Here is an 11,901-nt window from a genome sequence, read left to right on the forward strand (position 1 = left end):
CGCGATGCGAACCCTCTCCCTGACGATCGGCTTGCTCTCGCTGACCGCCGCCACAACCCTCTCCGCCGATACCTCCTGGCCGGCCCCGATCCAGGCCCTGGTGGAAGAGGGCCTGGAGATCCATGCCCGCTTCGAGGCGCCGGGGGGGCTCGACGGCTTCGCCGCCAGCCATCGCGGCCGCGAGATGGCCGTCTACCTCACGCCGGATGGCGAGCACGCGGTGGTCGGCACCCTGATCGACGCCCAGGGCAACGACCTCTCCGCCGCCCCGCTGGACGAGCATGTGCGCAGCGCCCAGGAAGCCGAGGTGTGGCAGGCGCTCGAGCAGAGCTATTGGATCGCCGATGGCGACCCGGATGCCGAGCGCATCCTCTACACCTTCACCGATCCCAACTGCCCCTACTGCGAGCGCTTCTACGCGCAGAGCCGCCCCTGGGTCGAGGCGGGGCGGGTCCAGCTACGCCATATCATGGTCGGTATCCTGGAAAGCGACAGCCCCGCCAAGGCCGCCGCCCTGCTCGGCGCCGACGACCCCGCCCGGGCGCTGCAGGTACACCAGCAGAGCGACAGCGGCATCGAGGCCGCCGCGCAGCCCCGCGAGGTCGAGGAGCAGGTGCGGGCCAATAACCAGCGCTTCGAGCGCCTGGGGCTGATGGCCACCCCCACTACCTACTATCGCGGCGACGACGGCCGCCTGGAGCAGGTGCAGGGCGCCCCCCAGGAGGCGCGCCTGATCGAGATGATGGGCTCGCCGCGCCCCTGAGCTTCCGCCTTTGACACGCCGGGCCCCGCTGCCGTAGCAGCGGGGCCCGTTGCGTTCGCCGGGGGGAGACGCTCAGCCGTCGAGGGGCCGCGGGTTCTCGCCGAAGTCGGCGTGATCGCCCAGGCGCCGGCCGTCGATCTCGTCTCCGTAGAAGCCGTGGTGGCTGTGGAAGGTCGCGTCGGTCTCCTCCAGGGTATCCAGGGTGCGGCGACGCGGATCCTGGGGGCGCTCGTGACTATTGATGAACGCCGCCACGTCCCAGGCCTGCTGGTCGGAGAGGGAGTAGGGCTTGCCCAGCGGCATGTTGGCCTTGATGAAGTTGGCCGCCGTGTTCACCCGGTGCATGCCGGCCCCCCAATTGTAGGCGCCGTCGCCCCACAGCGGCGGGAAGACCTGGCGCTCGCCGACCTTCTGGCCCTGGCCCTGGTCGCCGTGGCAGACCGCGCACTGGGCGGCATAGACCTCGGCGCCACGGGCACGATCGGGCGCCTGTTCGGCCTCCTCGAGGGCGGGATACCCACGGCCGGGCAGCGACTCGTTGATCGGCGCGCCGGTCGACATCCAGTGCAGGTAGGTCTGCATGGCCACCAGCGGCTCGCTGCCGGTCGGCGGCGGCGTGCCGTTCATGGAGTAGGTGAAGCAGCCCTGGATCCGCTCCGCGAGGGTGTTCACCTTGTCGTTCTTGCCGCGATAGGCCGGGTAGACGCCGAAGGAGGCCCACATCGGCGCCGAGTTGGCCAGGCGGCCAGCGTCGAGGTGGCAGTTGGCACAGTTCTGGTCGTTGAAGACGTACTCGCCGCGCAACGACTGGGTGTCGACGAAGAGATCGCGTCCCTTGCGCACCATGTCGCCGTATTGGTTGTCGGGAAGGTCGCGCTCATGGGGAGGGGTGAAGGTCACCTCGCCCTCGGGGGCTTCGGGCAGCGGGATCTGGTAGTCCCGCTCGACGCCCTCGTCCTGGGCCAGGGCGGCCGACGAGAGGGCCAGGGTCGCGACCAGGGTCACCGCCAGCAGCGGCTGGGATCTGCGTAGGCTCATTGGGCGTCCTCCTCGGATGACGGGGCGTCGCGCTCGGCGAGCGTCGCCGGCAGCGTGGCGTAGTAATCGGCAATCATCGCGATCTGCGCCTCGTCGAGGCGCTCGGCGACGCCCACCATCAGCTGGTTGGGATCGTTGTGGCGCGAGCCGTCGCGCCAGGCCTCGAGCTGGGCCGCGAGGTAGCCGGTATGCTGGCCGGCCAGCGGCGGAAAGTTATCCCCCACGCCCTGGCCGTTGGGCCCGTGGCACTGGTTGCAGGCCGGGATCATGCTGTCCTCGGCCCAGTCGCCGCGATTGGCCAGCCACTCGGCGGCGTCCTCGGGATCGGCGGCCCGGTAGGCGGTGGGCAGGGTCGGCCAGGGCGCCATCTCGGCGTAGTAGGCCGAGACGTCGGCGATCTGCTGATCATCGAGCATGCTGGCGAAGGGCATCATGGTTGCGTTCTGGCGACGGCCCGCCTTGAAGTCATGCAGCTGCTTTTCGATGTAGGCCGCCGGCAGCCCGGCCAGTCGCGGCCAGGACTCACCGCCCGGGTTGTCCATGCCCATGCCGTCGGCCTGATGGCAGGCCACGCAGACGCCAGCCGCCTGCTGGCCACGCTCGGCATCGCCCTCCAGGGCCTGTGCCTGTGCTGACGCCTGTACTGACGCCAAGCCCAGCAACAGCCCGACGCCACTCGCGATCCGTATGATCGTCATCTTGGGTCACCCTCGTCGTTGTCATGGATCCCTTGCGGGGATTCTTGTCGGGCCGGGTGGACCGGCCCCATCGTGTCCGGCGTCAGCGGCAGCGTCAGCCGGGCCTCGAGCCCGCCCCCCTCGGGGCGGCAAAATGCCAGACGGCCACCGAAGCGCTCGGCGATGGCGGCCACGATGGCGAGCCCCAGGCCGCTGCCTTGCCGAGAACTCGCCCGCCAGAAGCGCCGGGGCAGCTGCTCGAGCTCGGCCTCCTTGACCCCGGGGCCGTGGTCCCTGACGCAGAAGGTCAGCGCCCCGCCTGCCGCGTCGAGCCGGCTCGTCACCACCACCGGACTCCCCTCGGGTCCGTGGCGCAGGGCGTTGTCCACCAGGTTGCGCAGCGCCGTGATGGCGAGCTCCCGGGGCACCGCGAGCTCGCCGTCGGGCCAGGCGTTCGGCAGCGTGAGGCGCGCTCGCTCGCTGGCCCGAGCGTCGCGCAGGGCCAACGCCACCACGTCGGCGGCGCGGCTGACCTCGCCGTCCTCGAAGTGTACCCGCCCCTCGACTCGGGCCAGCATCAGCAGCTGATCCAGGGTGCGAGTGAGTCGCGCCACGCCCTCCTCGGCGTGATCCAGCGCCCGGTGCGCCGCCTCGCCCTCGACGCGCCGCGCCACCTGCAGGTGGGTCTTGATGGCCGTGAGCGGCGTGCGCAGCTCGTGAGCCGCATCGTTGGTGAAGCGCTGTTCGCGGACGATGGCCTGTTGGATCCGCGCCAGCAGGCCGTTGAGCGACTCCACGAGCGGGCGGATCTCTCGCGGCACGCCGTGGGTCGCCACCGGCGCCAGGGCGTCCGGATGGCGTCGCGCCAGGGCATCGCGCAGCCGCTCCAGCGGCGCGAGCCCCCTCACCACGCCGATCCACAGCGCCAGCAGGCTGCCCGCCAGCGCCACCACGAAGGGCACCACCGCCACCTCCAGCACGTTGCGCATCAGCAGGTCACGCTCGTCCATGCGATCCGCGGTGGTGATGGTCAGCCCGTTGCGCTGGTAGGTGAACACCCGCCAGGTCACGCCGCCCTCCTCCCGATAGGCATGCCCCGGCGCGCTGGCTTTCAGGATCTCCTGCATGTCGCTATGGGTGCGTGCCAGGATCTCGCCCCGCGGCGAGTGCACCTGGCAGGCCAGCCCCTCGATGGGCGGGATCGAGAGCGCCCGCCGATCGGCCTGCTCCCACACCTCGACCGGCAGCTGCGCCATCAGGCCCGAGACCATGCGCGCCGACTGGGCCAAGCGCTGGTCGAGGGTCGCCTCGACCTGCTGGTAGAGATCGCGCATCAGCCAGGCGGCGGCGAGCCCCCACAACAGCAGCAGCGTCGCCCCGAGGGTCAGCACCAGGCGCGTGCGCAGGCTCATACTCGTCCGCCCCCGGGGCGAGGCCGCCCCTCGACCGCCTCGGGTGGGCCCAGCCGGTACCCGAGGCCGCGCACGGTCTCGATCACCCGGCCGCCGAGCTTGCGGCGCAGGTGGTGGATGTGCACGTTGAGCGCGTTGCTCTCCACCTCCTCGTTCATGCCGTAGAGGCTGTCCTTGAGTTGCTCGGCGCTGAGCACGCTGCGCGGCGCCTGGAGGAAGGCCTCCAGCAGCACCAGCTCGCGGCGCGACAGCGCCACCGGCCGCCCTGCCACCGTCACCTCCCGGGAGACGGGATCGAGACACAGCCTGCCGTGCTCGACCAGCGCCCGGGAGCGTCCGGCGGCCCGACGCAGCAGCGCCAGCAGGCGCGCCACCAGCTCGTCGAGATCGAAGGGCTTCACCAGGTAGTCGTCGGCGCCGACGTGCAGCCCCTCGATGCGATCGCTCACCGCGTCGCGCGCGGTGAGGATGAGCACCGGGGTATCGATGCCGGCCGCCCGCCACTCCTCGAGCAGCGTCATGCCGTCGCCGTCGGGCAGGCCGCGATCGAGGATCACCACATCGCTTGAGACCGTTGCCATGGCCGCGCGCGCCTCGGCCATGGTACTCACAGTATCGACGACGAAATCGTAGACACCGAGCCCGGCCTGGATGCCCGACGCCACCAGGGCGTCATCCTCGATGAGCAGTACGTGCATGACAGGAAATCCTCGTGAACTGCGACATGTTGTCACCGGGCCATTAAGCGGGCATTAAGCCGCGACGCCTGCGGCGCTCGGAAGATCGTCCATTGGTCGATATCGGGCCTCCCCGAGGAGCGGGAGGCACGAGAAGGAGAGAGAGGCGCTCAGCCCCGGGCAGAGATCGCCCGGGCCAGGAACCAGCCGACCACCATGGCCACCAACATGGCCAGCAGCGGGAGGGTGAGCCCGCCGAGGGAGGCGAAGGCCGGCCCCGGACAGTAGCCGGAGAGGCCCCAGCCGATGCCGAACAGCGCGGCACCGCCGATTAAGCGGCCGTCCAGATCCGTTCGCGTCGGCAGCTGGAAGCGCTCGCCCAGCAGCGGATGGGGGCGGCGCAGCACCAGCCGATAGCCGATGAAGTTGGTCACCACGGCGCCGCCCAGCACGAACATCAGGGTCGGATCCCAGGCGCCGGCGACATCCAGGAAGCCGAGCACCCGCGCCGGGTCGGTCATGCCGGATACGGCCAGGCCGAGGCCGAAGATCAGCCCCGCGATATAGCCCATGAGTGTCTTGAGCCGCTCGGTTTTCAGGATCATGCGCTTCATGCACCACCTCCGATCATGTGCCGCACCACGAAGACGGTGACGATCGCCGCCACCAGAAAGGTGATGGTGGCCACCAGGGAGCGAACCGACAGCCGCGAGAGGCCACAGACGCCGTGGCCACTGGTGCAGCCGCTGCCGAGCCCCGTGCCCACGCCGACCAGCAGGCCGGCGAGGAGCATCAGCGGCACGCCGCCCGCCGGCTGGCCGATCACCTCGCCGGTCACGTCGACTCCGCCGCCGGCGACATTGCCCAGGCCGCCGCCCAGCAGCATCAACACGATCGGGCCGCTGATCAGTCCCAACAGGAAGGCCAGGCGCCAGGCGCTGTCGCCTCTGGGACGCTGGGTGATCAGGGTGCCGAGGATGCCGCTGATGCCGGCGATGCGACCCAGGGTCGCCATCAGCCAGGTGGCCGACAGGCCGATCAGGATCCCCCCGATCAGCCCCTGCAGGCTAGTCATCCAATCCACGTGAGAGGTCCTCCAGAAAGGGTGAGGGAGTGTTCACTGCTGCCGCTTGCAGGTGCTGATGCCCAGCAGGCGATAGGCGGGACAGGTGTTGAGCAGGCCGGTGACCAGCGGCAGCAGGCCGATCCAGCCCCAGGCCCCGATCTGGCCGGTGATGGCCAGGCCGATCAGCACCGCGCCGATGATGATGCGGGCGAGCTTGTCGATACCGCCGACATTGTGGGTCATGGTGAGTCTCCTCGGTGTACGCGAAAACACTCTCGAACGGGGGCATTTCCGGTGATGGGGCAGCGCCCCGAATCGGGTGAGGGTGAGGGTGACGGCGCGCCGCCGGCGAGGCCGGCCCCGCCGCAGGCCACCGGGGACGTCTCGGCCGCACGCTCGTCGTGAAGCGCGCGCCAGGCGTCGTAGGTGCTCAAGAACACATGCCCGGTGAGCTCGCGGCAAAACTCGGTATGCTTCAGGCGATCCATCACCGGCCCCTTGACCTCTGCCAGGTGCAGGAAGACGCCGGCGTCCTTGAGGCGACCATTGATCGCCTCCAGGCTCTCGAGCGCCGAGGCGTCGACGACGTTGACCGCCTGGCAGGCCAATACGATATGCGCCAGGCCCGGCTGGCGAGCCGCCAGTTCCATGACGGTATCCTCGAGGTAGCGCGCGTTGGCGAAGTAGAGGCTCTCGTCGACCCGCAGGATGGCCAGCCGGTCGTCGGTCTCCACCGTGTGGCGACGCACGTTGCGAAAGTGCTCGCTGCCCGGCACCCGTCCCACCACGGCGCTATGCGGGCGGCTGGTACGATAGAGATGCAGGCCGAGCGACAGTACCACGCCGACCAGGATGCCGCTCTCCACGCCATGGACCAGGGTCAGCATCAGGGTGGCCAGCATGGCCACGCCGTCGGCCCAGGAGTAGGCCCAGGTGCGCTTGATGGCGGGCAGGTCGATCAGGGTGCCCACCGCGACGATGATCGTGGCGGCCAGCGTCGCCTTGGGCAGGAAGGCCAGGGGAGTGGTCAGGGTGAGGGTCGCCACGGCAATGCCCAGCGCCGTGAAGGCGCCGGCCAGCGGCGTGGCGGCGCCGGCCTCGAAGTTGACCACCGAGCGCGAGAAGCCCCCGGAGACCGGGGAGCCGCCGCTCGTGCCCGCGCCAAGATTGGCCACCCCCAGCGCGATCAGCTCCTGGTTGGGATCGATGCGCTGGCGCTGCTTGGCGGCCAGGGTCTGGGCGACCGAGACCGACTCCACGAAGCCCACCAGGCTGATCAGCACCGCCGCCGGCAGCAGGCTTGACCACAGCGTGGGATCCAGGCTCGGTAGCGCCAGGCTCGGCAGGCCGCTCGGCACCTCGCCGACCAGGGCCACACCTCGCTCGCCGAGCCCCAGCCCCCAGGCCAGCAGGGTGGTGACGATTACCGCCGAGACCGGCGCGGCCTTGGCCACCAGGTCGGCGACCGTCGCCGACAGCCCCAGGCGCCTCAGGCCGCCCTTGAGATGACGCCGGCACACCAGAAGAAAGCCCCAGACCCCCAGGCCGATCGCCAGGGTGATGATGTTGATGTCATCAAGCCCCGCGAACAGCGCCGCGCCCATCTCCAGCAGGTTATGGCCGGACGCCTCCACGCCGAGCACGTGGCGCAGCTGGCTGGCGGCGATCAGGATGCCCGAGGCGGTAACGAAACCCGAGATCACCGGGTGGCTCAGGAAGTTGGCCAGAAACCCCAGACGCAGCAGGCCCATGCCCACCAGCACCAGCCCGGAGAGCGCGGCCAGCACCAGGGCCGCCCCGACATACTCGGCGCTGCCGGGCGCCGCGATGCCGGAGAGCGCCGAGGCGGTCATCAACGAGGCCACCGCCACCGGCCCCACCGCCAGAGTGGCGCTGGTGCCGAAGAGGGCATAGAGCACCAGCGGCAGCATGCTGGCGTAGAGCCCCACCTCCGGGGGCAGCCCCGCCAGCAGGGCATAGGCCAGCGCCTGGGGCACCAGCATCAGGGTGACGATCACCGCCGCCACCAGGTCACGCGCCAGGACGTCGCGCCGATAGCCGTGCAGCCAGCCGATCAGGGGAATCCAGCGAGAAGGGGTCATGGGCATCTCATCATCAATAGTGAACCCGGCTCAGTCGCGGCGAGCGGGGCGCCCGACGGTCAGACCTCGAGCATCTCGCGGATCGGCTGCGGATCGTGGCCGGCGGCGTGAGCCGCGGCCAGCAGAGCCGGGATGTCGCAACCGGCTTCGCGGCTGCGGGCCTGAGCCCAGAGATGCACGGCGCGCTTGCCGGTCCTGCAGAAGGCCAGGATCGGCGAGGGCAGATCGTCCAACGCCTCGCCGAAGGCCTCGATGTCGGCCTCGGCATAGTCACCCGGCGTCACGGGAATACAGCGCCACGCAAGGCCAAGCGTGGCGGCCCGATCTCGCAGGGGCCTGTCGTCGGGATGGTCCTCGGCCTCGCCGGGACGGCGGTTACAGATCACCGAGCGGAAGCCACGACGGGCGACCTCGTCGATATCGTCGGGCGTCACGGCATCGGCGATGGCGAAGCCGGTTTCGAGGGGTTGGATCTGCATGGGCACTCCTGTGGGGGATGGCATGTGCGTGAGGCGTCAGTCGACGAGACGACCCGGCCTCAGAACTTGTCGATCGGCACCTTGAGATAGACCTGGCCGTTGTCCTCGGCCGGCGGCATGTGCCCGGCCCGCATGTTGACCTGGACGGAGGGCAGGATCAGCCGGGGCATGCCGAGGGTGGCATCGCGCTCGGTGCGCATCTTCACGAATGCCTCCTCGCTGACCCCCTCGTGGACATGCACGTTGTGGGCACGCTGCTCCGCCACGCTGGTCTCGTGCTGGTACTCCTCGCGCTCCGGCGCCTTATAGTCATGGCACAGGAAGAGACGGGTCTCGCCCGGCAGGGCCAGCACCTTCTGGATGGAACGGTAGAGGGTGCGCGCGTCGCCGCCCGGAAAGTCACAGCGGGCGGTGCCGTAGTCCGGCATGAAGAGGGTGTCGCCGACGAAGGCGGCATCGCCGATCACGTAGGTCAGGCAAGCCGGGGTGTGACCCGGGGTGTGCAGCACCCGTCCTTCCAGTTGACCGATGCTAAAGGTATCGCCCTCCTCGAAGAGGCGGTCGAACTGGCTGCCGTCGCGGGCGAACTCGGTGCCGGCATTGAAGGCCTTGCCGAAGACGTCCTGCACCACGGTGATGTTGGCGCCGATGCCAGTCTTGCCGCCCAGCGTTTCGTGTAGGTAGGGCGCGGCGGAGAGGTGGTCCGCATGGACATGGGTCTCGAGGATCCACACCACCTCGAGGCCGTTGTCACGCACGAAGGCGATGATCTCGTCGGCGGAGCGCACATCGGTGCGCCCGGCGGCATAGTCGAAGTCGAGCACCGAGTCGAGAATCGCACAGGCATTGCTGTCGGGGTCCTGCACCACATAGCTGAAGGTGTTGGTGGGCTCGTCGAAGAAGTGGGTCACGATGGGATGAGACATGGTAAACGCTCTCCGTCTGTGTGCTGTCTTGCAGCGATGATCACAGCTTAAAGCAAATTTATGTTCTAAGAATAGATTATTTAAGCATAAAAAGACTGTACTGTGATAGATGTCCTTCGAAGGCTATTCAGGCCTCGAGCCAGACATGGGTCGATAGGCCCAATAGACCGAAGGCGCATCGAGCGGTGGCAGAGACTTACTCCCAGGCGGCGCCTTCCAGGGCGTCCAATGGAATCTTCAGGTAGCGCTTGCCATTGGCTTCGGGTTCCGGCAGGTGGCCGCCCCGGGTGTTGATCTGCAGGGAGTGCAGGATCAGCTTGGGCATCGGCAGCTCGCTGTCGCGCTCGTCGCGCATTGCCGTGTAGTCATCCTCGGTGACGCCGCCGGCCAGATGCTTGTTGGTCTCGCGCTGCTCGCGCACCGTGCTCTCCCACTGCGGCTCGCGACCATCGGGCATGTAGTCGTGGCCGGTGAACAGCCGCGTCGCGCCGGGCAGCACCAGGATCGCCTGGATGGAGCGCCACAGCTGGCGGGCGTCGCCGCCGGGGAAGTCAGCCCGGGCGGTGCCGAAGTCCGGCTGGAAGAGGGTGTCATGGACGAAGGCGGCATCGCCGATCACGTAGGTGATCGAGGCCAGGGTATGGCCCGGCGAGAACATTACCCGCGCCTCCAGCTCGCCGATGCGGAAGGAGTCGCCCTCGGCGAACAGCCGATCCCATTGCGAGCCGTCGGCGGGAAAGTCGGGCCAGTGGTAGAGCTCCTTCCAGAGCTTCTGTACCTCCACCACCTTCTCGCCGATGGCAGTGGGGGCGCCTGTCTTCTCACTCAGGTACTGCGCCGCGGAGAAGTGGTCGGCGTGGGGGTGGGTATCGAGGATCCACTGCACCTGGAGCCCCTGGTCCTTGACGTAGGCCAGCAGCTCGTCGGCGTGGTGGGTGGCGGTCGCGCCGGACTTCTCGTCGAAGTCGTGGACCGGGTCGATGATCGCGCACTGGCGGGTCGCCGGGTCGCTGACCACGTACTGCACGCTGAAGGTGCGCGGGTCGAAGAAACCGGCCACGTCGGGAGTGCCGGCACCACTGCTCGGGGAGAGGGCGAAGGTCTTCATGGGTCACCTCCTGATGGCGCCCGGCCTCGACCGGGCGGTGATTACCGAATTCGGAATAACCTTAGCATATTATTCTCTATACACCGATTGAGGCCGTGCATGGTCGCGATAGTTCCAGGCCGCCCCGGAAGCGGCCTGCTCGCCCCAACGCAAGGCGCCCGCAACCCGGAGGTCGCAGGCGCCTTGTGGAACACTACCGTCCCGAGCCGTGCTGCCTACTTGTTCGGCTTGCGGGTATTGATACCCAGCAGTTTCCAGGCCGGACAGAAGTTGAACAGGCCGGTGGCCAGCGGCACCACGCCGATCCAGCCCCAGACGCCGATGGTGCCGGTCAGGGCCAGCAGGATCAGCACGGCCCCGACCACGATACGGGCAATCTTGTCGATACCGCCCACGTTGCTCTTCATGACGGACTCCTTGGGTTCGCTTCGGACGCTCAGAAGCTGTAAACGGGGATGGACGGGTCGCGCATCATCTCGGCCATCGGACCGGGAGCGGCCACGCCGACGCCCTCGCGCAGGTTGTCCTCGCCCAGGTCGCTGTTGGGCAGATAGATCGCGCAGACATCCACCTGGGCGCCCTTCTCCATCAGCATCTGCAGGATGCCTTCCGGCTTGACCTGGCCAGCCGGATTGCTCGGGGGCGTGTTGATCGCCTCGGCACTTTCATAGCCCTCGACGGCCAGGTGGCCGGCGGCGTCGCAGAGCAGGATATGCAGGTCGGTGCCCTGCTGCTGCATGGCGTTGGAGAGGATCATCGCCATGCCCTGGGTCTGCAGCGAGTCGCTGGTGAGGATCACCAGGGCCCGGTCCTGCGGCTCGTCGCCGCCGTGGTTATCGGCCAGGGCAGCGGTGCCCAGGCTCATGGCACCGGCGGCAACGGCTACGCCAAGGGTCGTCTTGAAGCTCATGGTGTTACCTCGATTCATTGGGGTCGATCGTGGGAGCAAGCCTGCTCGGACGTGACCGAGCACGACCTCGTTAAAATCGCTTATTCAGCCGGGCGCCAGGCCACATCGGGGTCGATCTCGTAGCTCCAGGGCAGTCCGGAATTGCGCCAGCCATTGACTGCACGCACGCCCCTGGAGTCACCCTCCTCGAGCTTGCCGCCCTCGAAGCCATCGGTCACCGAATAGACCTGGCTGTAGCCCATCTCGGCGATCACGTCGGCGCCGGGGGCGCTGCGGGTGGAGCCGGAGCGGCACATGACGATGATCGGGTCGTCCTCGGCTACCTCCAGGGCCTCCAGTTCGGCGCGCACCTGAGCCTCGAAGTCAGCATTCCTGACCATCGGCCAGGTCTTCGCCTCCTCGTCGAAGTTGTCGCGATCGGCCAGCACCCAGGGCACGTGGATGTCGGTGGGCTCGGCGAAGCCGGTGAACTTGATCTCGATGGGGTCGCGCACGTCGATCAGCACGGCCTTCTCGTTCTCCTGCATCAGTTCATGGGCCTCGCTCGCCGTGACGTAGAGCCCCAGTTGGGTCTCCCGGTAGGCGGGAACCTCTTCCTCGGCCAGTGCCGGGGCGGCAACCAGAGTCGCCGCCAGCAGGGAACCGGCCAGCAGGTGCGTCATTTTCATAACAAAACCCTCTAAGCAAATAACTTTTACTTTAGCACTGAAGTCTAGTCCAATGCCGCATCGTCTGCATGAGGC

15 protein-coding genes are annotated in these 11,901 nt (G+C 68.4%); 1 reads left to right on the top strand and 14 read right to left on the bottom strand.

The features are described 5' to 3' along the window. The first annotated feature begins 4 nt into the window (after positions 1 to 4). On the top strand, positions 5 to 763 hold the full coding sequence (gene dsbG, locus FEI13_RS13230) for a thiol:disulfide interchange protein DsbG (protein WP_138181994.1): 759 nt from the start codon (positions 5 to 7) through the stop codon (positions 761 to 763). 72 nt (positions 764 to 835) lie between these two features. Here dsbG and FEI13_RS13235 read toward each other — a convergent pair whose 3' ends face one another. The 14 genes from FEI13_RS13235 to FEI13_RS13300 all read right to left on the bottom strand — a co-directional run bounded on the left by FEI13_RS13235 (position 836) and on the right by FEI13_RS13300 (position 11,826). Continuing rightward, positions 836 to 1,801, bottom strand: a complete 966-nt coding sequence (locus FEI13_RS13235) for a c-type cytochrome (RefSeq protein ID WP_193555742.1) — start codon at positions 1,799 to 1,801, stop codon at positions 836 to 838. Further along, on the bottom strand, positions 1,798 to 2,499 hold the full coding sequence (locus tag FEI13_RS13240) for a c-type cytochrome (protein WP_138181995.1): 702 nt from the start codon (positions 2,497 to 2,499) through the stop codon (positions 1,798 to 1,800). The genes FEI13_RS13235 and FEI13_RS13240 overlap by 4 nt, the downstream gene beginning before the upstream one ends. Beyond that, positions 2,496 to 3,890 (bottom strand): ATP-binding protein, encoded by a 1,395-nt coding sequence (locus FEI13_RS13245; RefSeq protein WP_138181996.1) that lies wholly within the window; start codon positions 3,888 to 3,890, stop codon positions 2,496 to 2,498. The genes FEI13_RS13240 and FEI13_RS13245 overlap by 4 nt, the downstream gene beginning before the upstream one ends. Continuing rightward, complete coding sequence (locus tag FEI13_RS13250) at positions 3,887 to 4,588, bottom strand: response regulator (RefSeq protein WP_138181997.1); 702 nt, start codon at positions 4,586 to 4,588, stop codon at positions 3,887 to 3,889. Before FEI13_RS13250 ends, FEI13_RS13245 begins: the two co-directional genes overlap by 4 nt. Before the next feature lie 149 nt (positions 4,589 to 4,737). Beyond that, positions 4,738 to 5,181, bottom strand: coding sequence for a DUF6691 family protein (locus FEI13_RS13255; RefSeq protein WP_240036522.1), 444 nt, complete (start codon positions 5,179 to 5,181; stop codon positions 4,738 to 4,740). Then, complete coding sequence (locus FEI13_RS13260; RefSeq protein ID WP_138181998.1) at positions 5,178 to 5,651, bottom strand: YeeE/YedE family protein; 474 nt, start codon at positions 5,649 to 5,651, stop codon at positions 5,178 to 5,180. Before FEI13_RS13260 ends, FEI13_RS13255 begins: the two co-directional genes overlap by 4 nt. Positions 5,652 to 5,684: 33 nt before the next feature. Next, the gene (locus FEI13_RS13265; protein ID WP_138181999.1) at positions 5,685 to 5,876 is read right to left on the bottom strand and encodes a YgaP family membrane protein; all 192 of its coding nucleotides are present in this window, start codon (positions 5,874 to 5,876) and stop codon (positions 5,685 to 5,687) included. Beyond that, positions 5,873 to 7,735, bottom strand: coding sequence for a SulP family inorganic anion transporter (locus FEI13_RS13270; RefSeq protein ID WP_138182000.1), 1,863 nt, complete (start codon positions 7,733 to 7,735; stop codon positions 5,873 to 5,875). The genes FEI13_RS13265 and FEI13_RS13270 overlap by 4 nt, the downstream gene beginning before the upstream one ends. 59 nt (positions 7,736 to 7,794) lie before the next feature. Continuing rightward, entirely contained in the window at positions 7,795 to 8,214 is a 420-nt protein-coding gene (locus FEI13_RS13275) for a protein tyrosine phosphatase family protein (protein WP_138182001.1), read from the bottom strand. Positions 8,215 to 8,273: 59 nt separating this feature from the next. After that, a complete protein-coding gene (locus tag FEI13_RS13280; RefSeq protein ID WP_138182002.1) occupies positions 8,274 to 9,140 on the bottom strand; it encodes an MBL fold metallo-hydrolase in 867 nt (288 codons plus the stop codon). Between the two features lie 196 nt (positions 9,141 to 9,336). Further along, a complete protein-coding gene (locus FEI13_RS13285) occupies positions 9,337 to 10,248 on the bottom strand; it encodes an MBL fold metallo-hydrolase (protein ID WP_138182003.1) in 912 nt (303 codons plus the stop codon). Between the two features lie 215 nt (positions 10,249 to 10,463). Beyond that, complete coding sequence (locus FEI13_RS13290; RefSeq protein ID WP_106229806.1) at positions 10,464 to 10,655, bottom strand: YgaP family membrane protein; 192 nt, start codon at positions 10,653 to 10,655, stop codon at positions 10,464 to 10,466. A gap of 29 nt (positions 10,656 to 10,684) precedes the next feature. Beyond that, positions 10,685 to 11,158, bottom strand: coding sequence for a DsrE family protein (locus FEI13_RS13295; RefSeq protein WP_240036523.1), 474 nt, complete (start codon positions 11,156 to 11,158; stop codon positions 10,685 to 10,687). Between the two features lie 80 nt (positions 11,159 to 11,238). After that, positions 11,239 to 11,826: a rhodanese-like domain-containing protein gene (locus tag FEI13_RS13300; RefSeq protein ID WP_138182004.1), complete on the bottom strand. Its 588-nt coding sequence runs from the start codon at positions 11,824 to 11,826 to the stop codon at positions 11,239 to 11,241. Positions 11,827 to 11,901: the final 75 nt, after the last annotated feature.

Origin of the sequence: Halomonas urmiana (assembly GCF_005780185.1) — a bacterium.
Classification (GTDB): domain Bacteria; phylum Pseudomonadota; class Gammaproteobacteria; order Pseudomonadales; family Halomonadaceae; genus Halomonas; species Halomonas urmiana.

Coding starts and splice junctions, on each gene's coding strand:
- dsbG (WP_138181994.1), top strand. CDS start 5: ATGCGAACCCTCTCCCTGACGATCGGCTTGCTCTCGCTGACCGCCGCC.
- FEI13_RS13235 (WP_193555742.1), bottom strand. CDS start 1,801: ATGAGCCTACGCAGATCCCAGCCGCTGCTGGCGGTGACCCTGGTCGCG.
- FEI13_RS13240 (WP_138181995.1), bottom strand. CDS start 2,499: ATGACGATCATACGGATCGCGAGTGGCGTCGGGCTGTTGCTGGGCTTG.
- FEI13_RS13245 (WP_138181996.1), bottom strand. CDS start 3,890: ATGAGCCTGCGCACGCGCCTGGTGCTGACCCTCGGGGCGACGCTGCTG.
- FEI13_RS13250 (WP_138181997.1), bottom strand. CDS start 4,588: ATGCACGTACTGCTCATCGAGGATGACGCCCTGGTGGCGTCGGGCATC.
- FEI13_RS13255 (WP_240036522.1), bottom strand. CDS start 5,181: ATGAAGCGCATGATCCTGAAAACCGAGCGGCTCAAGACACTCATGGGC.
- FEI13_RS13265 (WP_138181999.1), bottom strand. CDS start 5,876: ATGACCCACAATGTCGGCGGTATCGACAAGCTCGCCCGCATCATCATC.
- FEI13_RS13270 (WP_138182000.1), bottom strand. CDS start 7,735: ATGACCCCTTCTCGCTGGATTCCCCTGATCGGCTGGCTGCACGGCTAT.
- FEI13_RS13275 (WP_138182001.1), bottom strand. CDS start 8,214: ATGCAGATCCAACCCCTCGAAACCGGCTTCGCCATCGCCGATGCCGTG.
- FEI13_RS13280 (WP_138182002.1), bottom strand. CDS start 9,140: ATGTCTCATCCCATCGTGACCCACTTCTTCGACGAGCCCACCAACACC.
- FEI13_RS13285 (WP_138182003.1), bottom strand. CDS start 10,248: ATGAAGACCTTCGCCCTCTCCCCGAGCAGTGGTGCCGGCACTCCCGAC.
- FEI13_RS13290 (WP_106229806.1), bottom strand. CDS start 10,655: ATGAAGAGCAACGTGGGCGGTATCGACAAGATTGCCCGTATCGTGGTC.
- FEI13_RS13295 (WP_240036523.1), bottom strand. CDS start 11,158: ATGAGCTTCAAGACGACCCTTGGCGTAGCCGTTGCCGCCGGTGCCATG.
- FEI13_RS13300 (WP_138182004.1), bottom strand. CDS start 11,826: ATGAAAATGACGCACCTGCTGGCCGGTTCCCTGCTGGCGGCGACTCTG.